12 protein-coding genes are annotated in these 16,549 nt (G+C 36.8%); 1 reads left to right on the plus strand and 11 read right to left on the minus strand.

Annotation, left to right across the window (positions count from 1 at the left end):
• Positions 1-492: 492 nt before the first annotated feature.
• The 6 genes from B2C77_RS14730 to uvrB form a co-directional block, all read right to left on the minus strand.
• On the minus strand, positions 493-846 hold the full coding sequence (locus B2C77_RS14730) for a phage holin family protein (protein WP_077705289.1): 354 nt from the start codon (positions 844-846) through the stop codon (positions 493-495).
• Positions 847-848: 2 nt separating this feature from the next.
• Positions 849-1,043, minus strand: coding sequence for a PspC domain-containing protein (locus B2C77_RS14735; protein WP_073007568.1), 195 nt, complete (start codon positions 1,041-1,043; stop codon positions 849-851).
• 117 nt (positions 1,044-1,160) lie between these two features.
• Entirely contained in the window at positions 1,161-1,820 is a 660-nt protein-coding gene (gene bshB2, locus B2C77_RS14740; RefSeq protein WP_077706929.1) for a bacillithiol biosynthesis deacetylase BshB2, read from the minus strand.
• Positions 1,821-1,935: 115 nt separating this feature from the next.
• Positions 1,936-2,289, minus strand: coding sequence for a YojF family protein (locus tag B2C77_RS14745; protein WP_077705292.1), 354 nt, complete (start codon positions 2,287-2,289; stop codon positions 1,936-1,938).
• Between the two features lie 315 nt (positions 2,290-2,604).
• On the minus strand, positions 2,605-5,481 hold the full coding sequence (uvrA, locus tag B2C77_RS14750; protein WP_077705294.1) for an excinuclease ABC subunit UvrA: 2,877 nt from the start codon (positions 5,479-5,481) through the stop codon (positions 2,605-2,607).
• 4 nt (positions 5,482-5,485) lie between these two features.
• Positions 5,486-7,468 carry an excinuclease ABC subunit UvrB gene (gene uvrB, locus B2C77_RS14755; RefSeq protein ID WP_077705297.1) on the minus strand — a complete coding sequence of 661 codons (1,983 nt, stop codon included), beginning with the start codon at positions 7,466-7,468 and terminating at the stop codon, positions 5,486-5,488.
• Positions 7,469-8,172: 704 nt separating this feature from the next.
• Between uvrB and B2C77_RS14760 the strand changes: the two genes are divergently transcribed.
• The gene (locus B2C77_RS14760) at positions 8,173-9,348 is read left to right on the plus strand and encodes an IS4 family transposase (RefSeq protein ID WP_077705300.1); all 1,176 of its coding nucleotides are present in this window, start codon (positions 8,173-8,175) and stop codon (positions 9,346-9,348) included.
• A 258-nt stretch (positions 9,349-9,606) separates the two neighbouring features.
• Here the strand turns inward: B2C77_RS14760 and B2C77_RS14765 are convergent, their stop codons facing one another.
• The 5 genes from B2C77_RS14765 to B2C77_RS14785 form a co-directional block, all read right to left on the minus strand.
• Positions 9,607-10,761 carry an MGDG synthase family glycosyltransferase gene (locus B2C77_RS14765; RefSeq protein WP_176087335.1) on the minus strand — a complete coding sequence of 385 codons (1,155 nt, stop codon included), beginning with the start codon at positions 10,759-10,761 and terminating at the stop codon, positions 9,607-9,609.
• A gap of 107 nt (positions 10,762-10,868) precedes the next feature.
• The gene (locus B2C77_RS14770) at positions 10,869-11,411 is read right to left on the minus strand and encodes a YkoP family protein (protein ID WP_077706930.1); all 543 of its coding nucleotides are present in this window, start codon (positions 11,409-11,411) and stop codon (positions 10,869-10,871) included.
• Between the two features lie 331 nt (positions 11,412-11,742).
• A complete protein-coding gene (locus B2C77_RS14775; RefSeq protein ID WP_077705305.1) occupies positions 11,743-12,945 on the minus strand; it encodes a PDZ domain-containing protein in 1,203 nt (400 codons plus the stop codon).
• A 384-nt stretch (positions 12,946-13,329) separates the two neighbouring features.
• Positions 13,330-14,781, minus strand: a complete 1,452-nt coding sequence (locus B2C77_RS14780) for a S41 family peptidase (RefSeq protein ID WP_077705308.1) — start codon at positions 14,779-14,781, stop codon at positions 13,330-13,332.
• 331 nt (positions 14,782-15,112) lie between these two features.
• Positions 15,113-16,522: a murein hydrolase activator EnvC family protein gene (locus tag B2C77_RS14785; RefSeq protein ID WP_077705311.1), complete on the minus strand. Its 1,410-nt coding sequence runs from the start codon at positions 16,520-16,522 to the stop codon at positions 15,113-15,115.
• Between the last annotated feature and the right edge of the window lie 27 nt (positions 16,523-16,549).

Here is a 16,549-nt window from a genome sequence, read left to right on the forward strand (position 1 = left end):
CAAACGGACACATGCTGTAAAATAACCATTTTTATACTTAAGTGCTTATTAGAGAAACTTGGCTATCGTCAAGTATTTATGGCGATAAAGCGCCGTCGTTTTGCTTATACTTTAACCTTCAAAAATTTATACTTTGGCATGCTGTTGCTTTTTTTAGATTAAATATGCTACGATCTCTTTTAACAAAATTATGTAAAAGCTATTCTTCCACTACATTTTTAGAAACACATCGCATCACTAGGCTTTTCTTGAGTTATAACTTGAATATTTAATTAGAAATCTATTTTCATTATAAATGGTTGGTCATTCCATACCAAATGGCTGTCCATAGAAAGAAGCAAAAGTTTTCTTCATTGTAGCACATACCGTAAAAAAATCGTAGACAAATATGCCTACGATGTTTTATTCGAATTCGTTGTGCGTATAGAAAAACTTTTCTAGTGCCAAGTCTTTACGGCGAAACAAAGCCTTATAGTGTAAATAAAAACTTCTTTAACCTAAGGAATCTTGCACTAGACGATTTAATAACACGCTGATAACTGAAATAATAATGGAAGCTAAAACAGCTGTACCAAACCCACTAATTGCAAAAGAACTCCCCATAACTGCTTGCGTAATCATAAGTGTAAATGCATTGATGATAAACAGAAATAAGCCTAATGTAAGCATCGTAATTGGCAACGTCAAAATAACTAAAATTGGTTTTACAAGGATGTTTAATAGCGATAAAATAAAGCTTGCTAGCACTGCTGTACCAAATCCTTCTAAATGAAACGAATCAAATAGCTGAGCAACGACAATCAATGCAACCGCATTAAGAATAATTGATAAAAGCCATCTCTTCATGCTTAACGTATCTCCCCTTCAGCTGGAATAATCATTGCCGCAATAAGATAAATAACAGCTACCGTGAAAAAGCTCATAAATAACAAAACAACAAATAGTAGCCGTAAAATGGTTGCATCAATATTGAAATATTCTTCTAAGCCGCCGAAAACACCTGCTAGCATCTGATTCGAATTTGAACGATACAACTTTTTCATTATCATAGCCTCCATCCTTATTTAAGAAATAAGTGTCATTGACTTACGTTTAGAAGTTTCAAAAAACAATGGTACTGCGGTCCTTTTAGCACGTAGCAGTGAGGCATGGCAGTTTTCTTATAGTGTAAAAAACGCTTCTTTGCCAAATCGGTCTTTTGCTTCTTGTAAGACCTCTGCTCCTAAATCTTTATAGTTTTTTAATTGTCCAATCATCCCGCCTGCCTGTGATTTGTGACATAGAATAGCATTCATTTTTGTTTCAAACTGTTCCTCTACATCATTAATTACATCAGGCTCTCCCAATTCTTTTTGAAATCCTCTAGCAAATGCTTGTGCCCAAATAACAGGACGACGCGATTTTTCCATTTGCTCTACAGCTTGAATTGCAGCTGCACCTAAAGCGTTATGATCTGGATGCACCGCATAACCTGGATAATGCGTAATAACTAGACTAGGATTTATTTCCTCCAAAATGCCTTGCAAATGGTTAGCGACCACATTCCGATCTTCAAATTCAATCGTTTTATCTCGATAGCCAAGCATCTTTACATCTATATCAAGCACTTCACATGCATTTTTTAATTCTTGCTTGCGAATTTCTGGTAAAGTCTCACGGTTGGCAAATGGCGGGTTCCCCATATTTCTCCCCATTTCACCAAGTGTACCGCATAAATAAGTTACTGGTATTCCCTGACTTCGAAATTGCGCAAGGGATCCAGCAGATCCAAATGACTCATCATCTGGATGTGGTAATATGATAACGACGTGTTTATCCAATTTCATCACCTGTTCTTTCTTAGAATAACTTAACTTATTACCAGTCTATGTGGTAAAGCTTGTACTTAACCTTATACGATAAACTAGCAAATTACATGTTTTCCTATAGTGTACATTAATAATCAAAAGGGGTTTCACTTATTTGCAAAGCAACCATTAATCTTCCTTCACGATCATGGCCAGCAAGTAGCACTTTTGTGTCCTCATGTATCGTCCAATCCGTTAACCCTTCTGCATAAATCCACCCATTCCTTGTCTTTAAACCAACACGAAAAGCATTCCCTTCGCCAACAATTTTTGCTTGCGTGTAAGTAATCTGTACATTCCTGACATAAGCACCTACATTATACGCTTTTTCATCAAAATGACTAGCATAAGCACCATTTGTTGTTTCTACATGAATATAAACTGGCGTGTTTATGAATTTATCCAACCATCCTTGCACTTGGTTGATTTCAATTGGTTTCATTGTGGTTCCTCCCCATTTTCTGCTCCTTTTAGCTTAACGAAAGAAAGAGATATGGTCAAAACATAAACACAGGGGAGGTATTGTTTCTTTTAGCAACCAGGTGACCTACTAAAAGAAGGTAACAATGGCTACATTACATGGTATAGGAAATGAAAGCTTTTGGCGTGGAAAAGAAAGAAGCGCGGGTATGATGAACTGTGCAATTTTTCTAAGGGTACTCCCAATCAGTGAGGGGAGAAAAAACCCCACTGATTAAAGTATACCTTTAACATCCAATGCTTTTTAAGAATAATTCGAGAGTCTGTAAAAATCACTTTACTTTGTCGCTAACTTTTCTGTCGTTTTAATGAAAGCGTCCATCCGTTTCTGGTCACGCTCTAAAACATTTTTTAAATATTTTCCTGTATAAGAATTGTCTTTTTTAGCAATTTGTTCGGGTGTACCAGTAGCAATAATGGTTCCCCCTCCAGCACCACCCTCAGGACCTAAATCGATAATGTGATCAGCTGTTTTAATAACGTCTAAATTATGCTCAATGATAAGAACGGTATCACCATTTTCGACAAGTCGCTGTAACACATTTAGCAGCCGACTAATATCATCAGCATGTAAACCTGTCGTTGGTTCATCTAAAATATAAAAGGATTTACCATTTGATCGTCGATGCAGTTCACTTGCCAACTTGACGCGCTGTGCTTCCCCACCAGATAGAGTTGTAGCCGGTTGACCAAGCTTTATATAACCGAGACCGACATCATAAATCGTTTGTAATTTCCGCTTTATTTTCGGGATATTCGCAAAGAATTCCAATGCCTCCTCAATCGTTAAACCAAGCACATCAGAAATGTTTTTTCCTTTATACTTTACTTCTAATGTTTCCCTATTGTATCTGCTCCCATGACAGACTTCACAAGGAACGTACACATCTGGGAGAAAGTGCATTTCTATTTTAATAATGCCATCGCCATGGCAAGCTTCACAACGGCCTCCTTTAACGTTAAAACTGAATCGCCCCTTCTTGTATCCACGCACTTTTGCTTCATTTGTTTGTGCAAATACGTCACGAATATCATCAAATACACCCGTATATGTTGCAGGGTTAGAACGAGGAGTCCTGCCAATTGGTGATTGATCAATATCAATGACCTTTTCAATATGCTCTATTCCTTTTACTGCTTTATGTTTTCCTGGCTTATGTTTCCCTGTATATAACTCTTTCGCTAAGGCTTTATATAAAATTTCATTTACTAATGTACTTTTCCCCGACCCAGATACACCAGTAACGACGGTCATTAAACCAATCGGAATCTTTGCAGAAACCTTTTGCAGATTATTCTCTTCTGCCCCCACGATCTCAATAACACGCTTATCCTTTTTCCTTCTTTTTGCAGGTAAAGGGATGAATTTCTTACCAGCCAAATACTGCCCTGTTAGCGATTGTTCATGACGCATCACGTTTTCTGGTGTGTCGCTCGCTACAATTTCACCGCCATGCTCTCCCGCACCAGGTCCGATGTCAATTAACCAATCAGCAGCAAGCATCGTATCCTCATCATGTTCTACGACAATGAGTGTGTTATCCAAATCACGCATGCGCTTTAGCGTTCCAATTAAACGATCATTATCACGTTGATGTAAACCAATGGAAGGCTCATCTAGCACATACAAAACCCCTGTTAATGCAGAGCCGATTTGTGTAGCTAAACGTATTCGTTGGGCTTCTCCCCCAGAGAGTGTCCCTGCAGCTCGCGATAACGTTAAATAGTCTAATCCTACATTATTTAAAAACTCCAACCGATTCGAAATCTCTTTTAAAATCATTTTCGCAATTTGTTTTTCTTTTTCGGACAACTGTAAGCCTTGGAAAAAGGTCTGTGCTTCTGTAATTGAAAAATCGGTCACCTCGCTAATATGCTTCCCATTCATTTGGACAGCTAGTGCTTCTTCTTTCAAACGATATCCGCTACAGGATGGACAGTTTTTCTGAGCCATGTATCTTTCTAAATTTTCACGAATAAAATCCGAAGATGTCTCTCGGTAACGTCTAGAGACATTATTAACTACACCTTCAAACATAATATGATTATCTCGAACATTGCCGAATTCATTCACATAGTGAAAATAGATTTTTTCTTTACCACTGCCGTAAAGGATTTTATCCATTTTCTCTTTTGGAATATTTTTTACAGGCATATCCATGTCAATATCATAATGGTTACAAACACTTTTTAACAATTGTGGATAATATTGAGAACTAATCGGTTCCCAAGGCGCAAGAGCATGTTCATTTAACGATTTATCCCAATCAGGAATAACCAGGTCTAAATCGACTTCCAAATTTGTGCCTAATCCATCACAAGTTGGACATGCTCCGTAAGGGCTGTTAAAAGAAAAGAGACGTGGCTCTAATTCTTCAATTGAAAATCCACAAATAGGACATGCATGATTTTCACTAAATGTAATTTCTTCTTGACCGATTACATCAACAATGATTTTTCCTTCGCCTAAAGCTAATGCTGTCTCTATCGAATCACTTAACCGACCTTCCATACCTTCTTTAACAACAATCCGATCAATAACCACTTCGATAGAATGCTTCTTATTTTTTTCAAGCTTTATTTCCTCGGTAACTTCTCGCATTTCTTTATCTACCCGAATGCGAACATAGCCTTCTTGCTTTAATTTTTCAAATACCTTTACATGCTCCCCTTTTCGGCCCGATACTATTGGTGCTAAAATTTGCATTTTAGTCCGTTCAGGATATTCCATAATTCGATCTACCATTTGTTCTACGGTTTGCGATGTAATCTCTACCCCATGTTTCGGACAAGTAGGGTGACCAACTCGAGCAAACAATAAACGCAAATAATCATATATCTCTGTCACTGTTCCTACTGTAGAACGAGGATTTTTACTTGTCGTCTTTTGGTCAATCGAGATTGCTGGAGATAAGCCTTCAATAGCATCTACATCCGGCTTATCCATTTGACCTAAAAACTGTCTTGCGTAGGCAGATAAAGATTCAACATAACGCCTTTGACCTTCTGCATAAATGGTATCAAAAGCCAATGAAGACTTTCCAGAACCAGACAGACCGGTGAGGACGACCAGCTTATTTTTCGGTATATTGACATCAATGTTTTTTAAATTATGAGCTCTAGCACCTTGGATGGTTATATATTTACTAGGCATTTCATCACCTTCCTGCTTTCAGTTCAAGTATGACATCTCGAAGTTCAGCTGCTTTTTCAAAATCCAATGCTTTGGCAGCTTCCTTCATTTCTTTTTCCATATTCGCTATTACTTTTTCTTTATCCTGCTTTGCTAGCTTCGTAACACTTTTCGTTTTACTTTCGTACGTTTCTTGGTCTTCAGCAGCAACAGTTGCTCGAATTACATCTCGTACGTCTTTCTTAATCGTCGTAGGAGTAATACCATACTTTTCGTTATAAGCAATCTGCTTTGCACGCCGACGATACGTCTCATCAATGGCTATTTGCATCGACTTCGTAATTTTATTTGCATACATAATAACCATGCCATTTTCATTACGCGCTGCCCGCCCCATCGTTTGGATAAGGGACCTTTCTGAACGTAAAAATCCCTCCTTATCCGCATCTAAAATTGTCACTAAAGATACTTCTGGAATATCAAGACCTTCACGTAATAAATTTATTCCAACGAGAACATCATATTTACCAACACGTAAATCACGAATTAATTCAATCCGCTCCAATGTTTTAATCTCTGAATGCAAGTAAGCAACTTTTATACCAAGTTCTTTTAAATAATCGGTTAGATCTTCAGACATTTTTTTCGTTAACGTAGTGACTAGCACACGTTCGTTTTTCTCGGAACGTTTATGAATTTCCCCGATTAAGTCATCAATTTGTCCTTCAATTGGTCTTACTTCTACTTCTGGATCCAAGAGACCTGTTGGTCGAATGATTTGTTCTGTCATTGTTGGCGAATGTTCTTGTTCGTATGGTCCTGGTGTGGCAGAAACATAAACGAGTTGGTTCGTAGCTTTTTCAAATTCTTCAAAACGCAACGGGCGGTTATCTAGCGCTGACGGCAATCTGAATCCATGATCTACAAGTACTTGTTTTCGCGCTTGGTCCCCGTTAAACATGCCACGAATTTGTGGGAGTGTGACATGTGATTCATCAATCATAACTAGAAAATCATCAGGAAAGAAATCAAGCAATGTATATGGTGTCGCACCTGCTTCACGCAAAGTAAGATGGCGTGAATAATTTTCAATGCCTGAACAGAAGCCCATTTCATGCATCATTTCCAGATCGTAATTCGTCCGTTGTTCTAAACGTTGTGCTTCTAGTAATTTCCCTTGATCGCGTAACTCTTTTAAACGCTCTGCTAATTCCTTTTCAATATTTTTAATAGCAAGCTTCAATTTTTCCTCTCGTGTTACGAAGTGAGAGGCTGGGAAAATAGCAATATGCTCTCGATCGCCAATAATCTCCCCGGTCAATGCATCTACTTCACGAATGCGGTCGACTTCATCACCAAAGAATTCGACGCGTATACAGTGTTCCTCTCTAGAAGCTGGAATTATCTCCACAGAGTCACCACGTACTCGAAACGTCCCGCGTTGGAAGTTAATATCATTGCGAGCATATTGAATGTCTACAAGTTCACGTAATAGTTGATCTCGATCCTTTTCCATTCCTGTCCGAATAGAGAGTACTTGACTTTTATATTCTTCTGGAGAACCTAATCCATAAATACAGGAAACACTCGCAACAATTAAAACATCTCGTCGCTCAAACAATGCTGATGTAGCAGAGTGCCTTAGTTTATCAATTTCATCATTTATACTCGCATCTTTTTCAATGAATGTATCCGTGGATGGTACGTAAGCTTCAGGTTGATAGTAATCGTAGTAGCTAACAAAATATTCCACAGCATTATTAGGAAAGAATTCTTTAAACTCACTATATAGTTGACCGGCTAAAGTTTTATTATGCGCAATCACTAAAGTTGGCCGATTGATCTCGTTAATTACATTCGACATAGTAAAAGTTTTACCAGTTCCTGTTGCGCCTAAAAGTGTTTGGTGCCTTTTTCCTGCCTTAATATGTTCAACAATTTCTTTAATTGCTTGTGGTTGGTCACCTTTTGGTTCATATTTGGCAACTAGCTCAAATTGATTTTCCACTAGCTTCTCCTCCGATCCGTCCATAACTAGTATTCATTTTATCATAAACCTTACATATGTTAACAGAAAAACGAACAAATATTCGTTATTGTAATAATTCCCTTTCCTACAAAGGCTAACATATGCTTTATGAATTACTAATCAATAAGTATGTTTAAGCTTCATATCGTAATTAAACGCAGGCTCTGCGACTTGCAAACAAAACGCTTGTAAACGGACTTTTTGTCACCTATCGAAAAAATACGTGGCGGGAAACGCAGGCTCCTTTGATAATAAAATAAATGCATGATTTGTTCTTTTATAGCAACTTAAACCTTGGAAAATTATCATTTATTACTTACTCCCGCGAAGTAGTAATTGTTTTATATAATCTTGATTGCCTTCGTTTTTCTTGTACGCTAAATCACGAAATTCGTATACTTTCCTCTAGTGAAAAAAACATGCAGATAATATCCTCTCTACATGCTTCAAACATCTTTACTTTTTTCCTAAAAAGCTTACCTATTATCACAGCTAATATCCCTTTACTTGACTCTCTATTATTTGACACTAGCGTTGCATAAACTTTTTATAAAGTAGTCAAGAAAAAACAACTCGTGTCAATACTAAGAATAATAGGAATTATCAATACAAAAACGCATAAAAAAACCTTATAATAAGGGAATGGTAGTCCTGTCCAAATCCCAAATTATAAGGAGTCTTTCATGGACAATCATACCATAAAAATGGTATTCAAGGAATACATTCATCCATTAGATACAAAAGTTATTCAAAAAATGATTGATATAGAAGGGGTAGACAAGTATGTGAAAAAGCTAGATACCATTGCCTATATTCGCTTATTTATTTACGCACAACTTAAAAAATCAGAAAATCTTGCAGTAATCAGTCAGTCTGTTTCACGCAAAAAAACGGTGCAGCGATTAGTAGGTATAGACAGTATCAGTAAGTCACAACTCTCGCGTAAGAATAGACAAATCCCACATGAAATACCAGAAGCTATTCTTCGTCATCTCATTCAAAAGGTACAGTATACACTAGGACCTGTGAAAGCAGGAAAGGCATTGCTTCAGCTGCATTTGATTGATTCATCGACTATTTCCATGTGTCTTAGTGGCTATGAATGGGCTGATTTTCGAGAAACAAAAGCCGGGATTAAAATGCACACTTCAATTAGGTTGTGCAATGATACGCTCTCGCTAGATAAGATGATTCTAACGCCAGCCCGACCAGCGGATGAGACACAGCTGGATGAATTAATTGTTTATCAGTTAGATGTGCTTCATGTATTCGATCGCGGGTACTTCAACTTTGCGAAGTTCGATGCCTATTCGGAAAAAGGAATAAAATTTGCAACGCGTATCAAAGCCAATACAGTGGTACACGTCGTGGAAGAGTTACTCGTGGATCCATCTTCTCCCATCACACGCCATGCCATGGTGACAATCGGAAACATGAAACATCCATTACAATTGATAGAGACAACAGATAGTAATGGCAAGCCTATTCGGATTGTGTGTAACGACGCCAAGCGCAGTGCGCAAGAAATCAGCGATATCTACCGAAACCGCTGGAAAATAGAGTTGTTTTTCAAATGGATCAAGCAACACTTGGTCATTACAACATTATATGGTAAGAGTGAAAATGCCGTTTATAATCAAGTCTATCTTGCAATGATTACCTTTTGCCTGATCATCCTAATGAAAAATAAAATAGGTTTCAAAGGAACCTTGCTGGAAATGTTGCGTTGGATAAAGGATGGTTACGATCAATCCATGGCAACCTTTATTTTGAAAGTACGTAAAGAACCAGAGCGAGAGTCCAGTGGACGACGAAAGTGGGACAATGAGCGAATTTTTGCAGAGACCCTAGCACAATAGGAGACAGGAGACGTGTTACACTTAGATGATTTAACATACGATCCATTCGTTTAAAAGTATATACTATTCAAAAAATGGATGAAGGGCTACCTCTCATGCCTGTTGTCTTTTTTTCATTGTGTACAAATAACATATATCAGAAAATTCTGTTACATATGTCTCAAATGGAAAATTAACGCTTGACTTGAAGCATTACTTTTTATGCAACGCTAGTGATTATTTGCTTGGCTTCATCTATGTGGATTATTTTACGCCATCTTATATATAGGAGATACTATTTCCCCCTTTGTGGTTTGTTTGTTGTGTAATCCGTTTTATAATAGATGCTACAGAATCTTGCTCTCTATTTTCCAAGTAGTTATGCAACTGTTGATACAGTTGTTGTTGCTTGTAATCATTTGAAAAAAAATCCATTATTTGCTTGCCAATTGTTTTATTTTTATCAATTACTTGTACTAAACCTAAACGTGTTAATTCCTGTAAATTAATTCTTTCCTGGCCTGGTAAAGCGCTGTATATAAACAGTGGTTTCCGCTTCATAAGACATTCGCTAACGGTTACACCACCAGGCTTCGTTATAACAGCATCTACACGCTCATACAGTTGATTCATTGTTTGCTTAGAATGCAAATAGCGTAATGGCGTTATGTGACAACTTTTTTTAGAGTAAAGTTTTTGATATAGCTGCTCATTTTGTCCGCATAAAACATAAAGATGTGCTCGAGAAGATAAATTCAATTCATTTAGCAAACATTCCAAATCTCCCGTCCCTAAACTACCGCCAGCTATTAGTATTTGCAGTTCCTCTTTTTGATTTTGATTGCTATTCGTATAATAAAAATATGGGTGAACGGGGATGCCAGTAACAAATATACTACTTTCCTGTACACCACACTGTATTAAATATTGTTTCATGGAAAGTGTCGGAACGAAATGATAGTCAATTCCCTTTGTCCCCCATAAAGCATTTATAAAAAAATCTGTATACACATTTACTGTAATAGCTTCTATCTTTCTTTGTTGCTTTAAAACACTTGCCATATTGGAAGGTAAAGCATGTGTAAAAAACAGTATATTTGCTCCAGCTTGCTGTACCACCTTTTGTAGTATTGGACGAAACAAAGTTTCATAATGCCATTGTCTGCTTCTTTTTTTAGTCCCTTGTTTATAAACTAAAAACGAGTATAAACGATCATATCCTTCCGGAAAATATTTTATCCAAGTTAAATACGTAGAAGAAACTAACTTTTCTATACTTTTATACCCATAACTAAGTATGTCCACCTTTTCATACCGATGATTTGGATAAATGCTTTTGTACTCAGCAATTAGTGCATCTGCTACATGGTGATGCCCGCTTGGAATTTGTAAAAACGGAAGAAATAATGCTTCTGATGGTTGCATCTGCCTCATTTGTTTCATCCTATCGTTTTAAAGTGAGTTATTTTCATCTATCGCAAAGACTCTACTGTCTAGGCTTGAAAATGAATGCGGAAAGATTAAAAAGCAAAAATTTTTCATTAACAGCGATTTCCGTATTTCATTAATAACTTCCCTTTTGACATAAATAAATAAACAGGTTTTATTGATTTTTTCCCAGCTAAAAAACTAATCGGGAATAATGTTATTTTCTTGAAAATACGATAAAATTTATTTTGCAAGGCTTTCTCTTCAAACCCTAATTTCTTTCCACCTTTTGATAAATTAGTAATTCCAATAATCCCTTTTACTCTTTCCTGTTCCACGTGGTTTTCAATATATGTTGCTAAACTTGGCATTGCTTGTTTTACACTATGATAGATGATAACGGCTCGTTTCATGTCATTCGACTGTTTTGAGAATTTTTTAAGTAATTTAACATTATGCAAATGTATCTTCACTAACAAATCACCCTTTTCTATTACGGTCCCATCAGAAAGAACCATTTTTGCGCCTTTATATTTCGTTAATCGAGCTCGTAATAGCGTCCTTTTTTGGTTTGGGCCAACAATATATGTTAACCTAGAGCAAGTAAAATAAATTGGGTCGATACTTCCCCAAAAATACAGAAAGCAGGTGCGCATAAACATGAGCCACTCAACTCCAACACTTTTTTATATTAGCTTGCAACATTTTTTCAATATTATTACCCATCGACAAAAAGGCTCTAAAATTAAGGGAACGCTAATCTTTAATAATGAGAGATATACACCTCATGAGTGCTGACACCCTCTCTAACACTTGTTCAGTTAACATCTTAAAATAGGCGTTTTACAGCACTTATTTGAAGTGAAAAGAAACCAGAAAAACCTGACTTATCCCAACATTAACAAAGGGAATAAGACAGGTTCATGCGTAGCTATTTGGTTCATTCATTTCGATTAAACGTTAAACAAAAGATTAAAATTTGATAAATTATCCTTCTCCATTACTTACATTAAGATGCTCATGATCGTGTGGGGTAGAGACAAATAATAGTCCTAAACCATGATGGTCCCCCTCATACCATGCCCCTTGTAGTAATTCTATTTCTCCTTCTCGATTAATGATTTCCAATTTAAAAAAAGCTCCACTTGTTTGCAAGGCGTGATAAAAAGATTCAGGTTGACTCACTTTCTTCCCGTTTACTTTAGTGATCAACGTACCTACATGAATCCCTAACCGATCAGCTGGAGAATTCGGAAGTACAGCAAGCACTTTTAACGCTAGATCCGTTGATTGAAAATACCCTGGTTTATTGTGTTCGTTAATACGAAAGCGATAGTTTATCCATTCTCTTCCCAAAATTGCACATAATACCGCTATAAATGAAAACAAAGAATAATATATACTACCTACTGCAAGCGCAGCCACTAGGAAACTTAATAACAATGTAGATCGTGCTAGCTTTTTAGCAGCAAATGAAGGGTGTTGCGCACGTACAATATGATCAAAACCGAGAATAAAAGGAGTAAGTACAAGACCGTATGTCTCCCCATTTAACGTAAAATAAGGCCAAAAATCCGCAAACGGAGTTAGTGAACCTGTTGGGACAAGTGAAAAAAACGGAATTACTGTCAGCTTTTTTAAATGATGCTGTCCGACCCATATCCCCCGTTTACTAAGTGTCAGTTCTGGATAGGTTACATCGTTTCTGGAGCTAAATAATAAGATACTCTCGGCAAGCAATAGCAGAGCTAATAAACTAACTAAACCCGAAAGATGAACATCTGTATGTATATGAAAAGGAAGTATTGTCTCTATATTTATCCATTCAGGTACAAACATGAGGACTAAGTAGGTTATCCCTAAAATATAGCTTGCCGAAAGTAAGTTAATTCTTCCCGTTATACTAATGAGTATAGTTATCAAACCAAATAACAATATAACAGGATATGTAAGTGTAACACCCACACCTAGTGTAAACGCAGAAAGTAACAATCCTACTATAATAGACAGCCAAAACGTATTTTTCCATTCTGAAGACAAATTGTAAATTTTTATACCGAAGTCTTCTCTTTCCCGTTTTATCCGCTTCATTCCAGTAACAATAATTAGAATAAAAATCCAGTAAAATAACGGGTTTAAAAACATTTTCCCTATCCCTTTAACGATTTCTAATAAGCCTGATTCTAACAAGTTTATCACCCCAATAATCAAAGTCGCTTTCTTACAACTTATTATTATCTACATCGAGCTAGGTGTCCTAATATATGTTTTGCGTTTATCCTGGATAGAAGCTGCCAGACTCTCCATTCAAGAATTTGGAATGCTTGAGGCTAAGTAAACTCAGTAGCAAGTAACAGCACCTACACCAATTTTTTTAAGTGACCTTTAGGTCATAGCCTTTGATACGAACAATCCCGGGAGGGATGAATGTACCCAGCTTGACTTTATGTATGCTTCGTATATCAGGCAACAGCGCTTTATAACAATAGTTTTTTATTTCTACATCCATATGAGACTATTTTAGGAAAATCCGCGAGCAAATACTCGCGGACATGATTTCTCATTGCTTACAAATTACTTATAAACTTCTTCTATTGCTTTATCTAATTGTTTATCATCTTTCCCATTACGAATACTTTTAATGATTTGGGTTTCAATCAGCTTAGCTGTCTGCGCATCAATTTCACCAGATGTAGGCAAATCATTATCTTGTTGAAAAGAAGTTACTGCTTGTTTTGTTGCTGCACTAAAGTAGCCATCTATACGCCCAGGATCGTAATCTAAACCTTGAAGCATAATTTGGATATTTTTAATTTTATCTCCAGTTTGGTCTTCCTTTAACGGCTCTTCAATTTTGACAGGGCTTGTATAGTAATATTCAGGTTGTTTTTGACTAATAGTAGGTTGGACACCTTTTTCATGTATCCATTTCCCATTTGGTGACAACCATTTAAAGAAAGTAAGTTTAATAGTACTTTCATCCCCTAAAGGAACGGCCTGCTGAATCGTTCCTTTACCAAAACTTGGTTGCCCAACCACGTCATAGCCCATTTCTTTCATAGCTACAGCTAATATTTCCGATGCTGAAGCACTTCCTTCATCTATAATGACACTGATCGGGTACTTTTTCTTTTCCTTTAAATCAGAATGATATGGTGTTTTGTTACCTTTTTGGTCTTCCACTTGTAGGTAAGGCATATCTTCTGGAACAAATTGTTTTAAAATATCTTCAATAACATTTAACAGTCCACCAGGATTCCCTCGAACGTCAATCACTAATCCTTCAATACCACTATCTTCCATTTTTGTCAGCTGTTCTTTGAACTCCTGAGCTGTGCGTTCCGAAAAATTCGTCACTTCTAAAATACCTGTTTTTTTGCCGTCTACATTCTTCGTTTTACTGTATACCGTTTCCTGAGGAATAGTATCTCTTACTATTGTCACTTTAAAAGGTTCCTCAACTCCAGCCCGACGGATTGTTAGTTCCACTTTGGTTCCTTTTTCTCCTCGTATCTTAGCGACAGATTCATTTTGACTTAAGCCTTCGAGGCTTTTCCCGTCAACTTTGAGAACTTGATCATTTGGCCGTAATCCTGCTTTTTCAGCTGGAGAGTCCTTCACCGGAGCTACTATGCTTAATACATCGTCTACTTTATTTACCTCTGCTCCTATCCCTTCAAATGAAGACTCAATTTGCTCATTAAATTTCTTCATTGTTTCTGCATCCATATAGGAACTGTATGGATCTTCCAAAGTAGAAAGCATGCCCTGAATCGCACCTTCTGTTAACTGCTTATCATCAACTTCTTCTAAGTAATTTTCTTTAATTAATCGAAAAGCTTGATCCACTTTTTCCATATCTTGGGTTGGTACTTCATTGGCAGCCGTTTCACCACCTAATTTCATTGACTGTTCTGTAGGTGGAGTTGTTTTCTGAGCTAGCTTCACTCCCGTGTAACCTCCAGCCAGACCAATAGCTAAAGCTAATATAAAAAGTAGTACAATATGTAGCTTTCTTAATTTCATCCTTTCACCTCAACTCATTAAACATAGGAATCTCACTTGTGCAAGCCTTCATACCAACTGTCATTTAGTAACAAACAAGAGTTGATATTCTCTTGTTATCATAACATATGCAATTCAAAAAATAATTACCATCGTTCCTATTCCGTTTTGGAGAGATTTTTTAACTTTCTTCCCAATATATTTATAAACATGCCCCTCCATGGAATAGGTAAATCATCAAAGGCTGAGTGAACCCATCCAATCATTGCAGCTTCTCTTTATGATGTCATTATACATGTTATCAGCAAAAAAGGCATCAATCGAATTAGGATTGATGCCTTTTGGATTAAAATTAATTTAAAACTGTCATTGGATCAATGGAATTACTTTTAGAACCATTCCAACCACCGCGATGAACTTCAAAATGCAAATGTGGCCCTGTAGACTGTCCAGTATTTCCACTAGCACCAATAACTTGGCCAGCACTTACAGTTTGTCCTTGACTCACGCCGATACTATTTAAATGAGCATATAAGGTTGTATAAGATTGTCCATTTATATTATGTGACACTAAAATAACATTTCCATAACCTGACATCCCAGCTTGAGAAGCAGAATTCGTCATAATAATAACTCCAGATGCCGCCGAACGAACTGGCGTACCTATTGACGCACCGAAATCTGTACCATGATGCATTGATCCCCAGCGAGTGCCATAATGAGAGGTTATTGGCGCAGAGATAGGATACATCATATCTCCCCCCATATTTTGTTCAGGTGCTGGCGCTGGTGCTGAACCACCACTTGAATTTGAACTTGAGCCAGAGCTATTATTAGCAGAAGATGAATGATTGGACTTAGGTTGCGTCGTTTCTTGTTTTGCTTGTTGCTCTGCTTTTTCTTTAGCTAGCTGCTCTAATTCACTCTTCTGTGATTGAGCAAGCTGTTTTGCTTTTTCCGCTGCTTCAGCCTGTTGTGCCAAAATTTCTTGTTCTTCCTCTACACTTACTTTGTATGCTTCCAATTCTTTGTGTTCTTCTTCCAAGCTTGCCATTAGTGTTTCTTTTTTCGACAATTGTTTATCTAACTGTCCTTTCAAGGCAACTAAATCCTGTTTTTGAGCTTGCAAGGATTGTTTTCGCTCTTCCACTTCAGACTTTTTATTTTCTACGTCTACTTTATTTTTTTCCACAGCTATTTTATCCGCTTCATGCTGTTCCATAATCGTTTTATCTTGATCCATAATCGTGTTTACAGCAGATGACCGGCTAATAAAATCACCAAAACTTTTCGAACCTAAAATTACTTCTATGTATTTCATAGAGCCACCATTTTGCTGAATGTTGCGCAGACGATCCTTTAATAATCCTTCTCGTTTAGCAATACGTTCTTTTAGAATAGTAATCTCTTTCTTGAGCTTTTGAATTTGTTTTCCTAATTCCTCTATTTGTTGATTGGTGTTACTTATCTCTGTTTCTTTCGTTGTTATTTGCTCTAACGTTTTTTGTAGATCTGTATCAATCGAATGAATTTCTTTTTCTACAGAACCTTGTTTATCTAGGTTTTTATTAATCTTTTTATCTGTTTTATCTGTGTCACGCTGTAACTTACCTTGTTTTTCTTCAAGTTGTTTTTGTTGTTGTTGTAATGCATCAATTTTTTCATTTAAATCTGCCGTTGATTCTGCGGATATGGAAGTCGTTGATAATGTGATGGTAGAAGCTGCAACAATGGTTGATAATAGGACTGGAAACTTTCTCATTAATCTGTTCACCTTTCCCTCTGTTTT

The sequence above is a fragment of the Virgibacillus dokdonensis genome (genome assembly GCF_900166595.1).
GTDB lineage: Bacteria > Bacillota > Bacilli > Bacillales > Amphibacillaceae > Virgibacillus > Virgibacillus dokdonensis.

Bases quoted from the DNA above. Each gene is read 5' to 3' on its own strand.
- B2C77_RS14730 (WP_077705289.1), bottom strand. From the start codon at position 846: ATGAAGAGATGGCTTTTATCAATTATTCTTAATGCGGTTGCATTGATT.
- B2C77_RS14735 (WP_073007568.1), bottom strand. From the start codon at position 1,043: ATGAAAAAGTTGTATCGTTCAAATTCGAATCAGATGCTAGCAGGTGTT.
- B2C77_RS14745 (WP_077705292.1), bottom strand. From the start codon at position 2,289: ATGAAACCAATTGAAATCAACCAAGTGCAAGGATGGTTGGATAAATTC.
- uvrA (WP_077705294.1), bottom strand. From the start codon at position 5,481: ATGCCTAGTAAATATATAACCATCCAAGGTGCTAGAGCTCATAATTTA.
- B2C77_RS14760 (WP_077705300.1), top strand. From the start codon at position 8,173: ATGGACAATCATACCATAAAAATGGTATTCAAGGAATACATTCATCCA.
- B2C77_RS14765 (WP_176087335.1), bottom strand. From the start codon at position 10,761: ATGAGGCAGATGCAACCATCAGAAGCATTATTTCTTCCGTTTTTACAA.
- B2C77_RS14770 (WP_077706930.1), bottom strand. From the start codon at position 11,411: ATGCGCACCTGCTTTCTGTATTTTTGGGGAAGTATCGACCCAATTTAT.
- B2C77_RS14780 (WP_077705308.1), bottom strand. From the start codon at position 14,781: ATGAAATTAAGAAAGCTACATATTGTACTACTTTTTATATTAGCTTTA.
- B2C77_RS14785 (WP_077705311.1), bottom strand. From the start codon at position 16,522: ATGAGAAAGTTTCCAGTCCTATTATCAACCATTGTTGCAGCTTCTACC.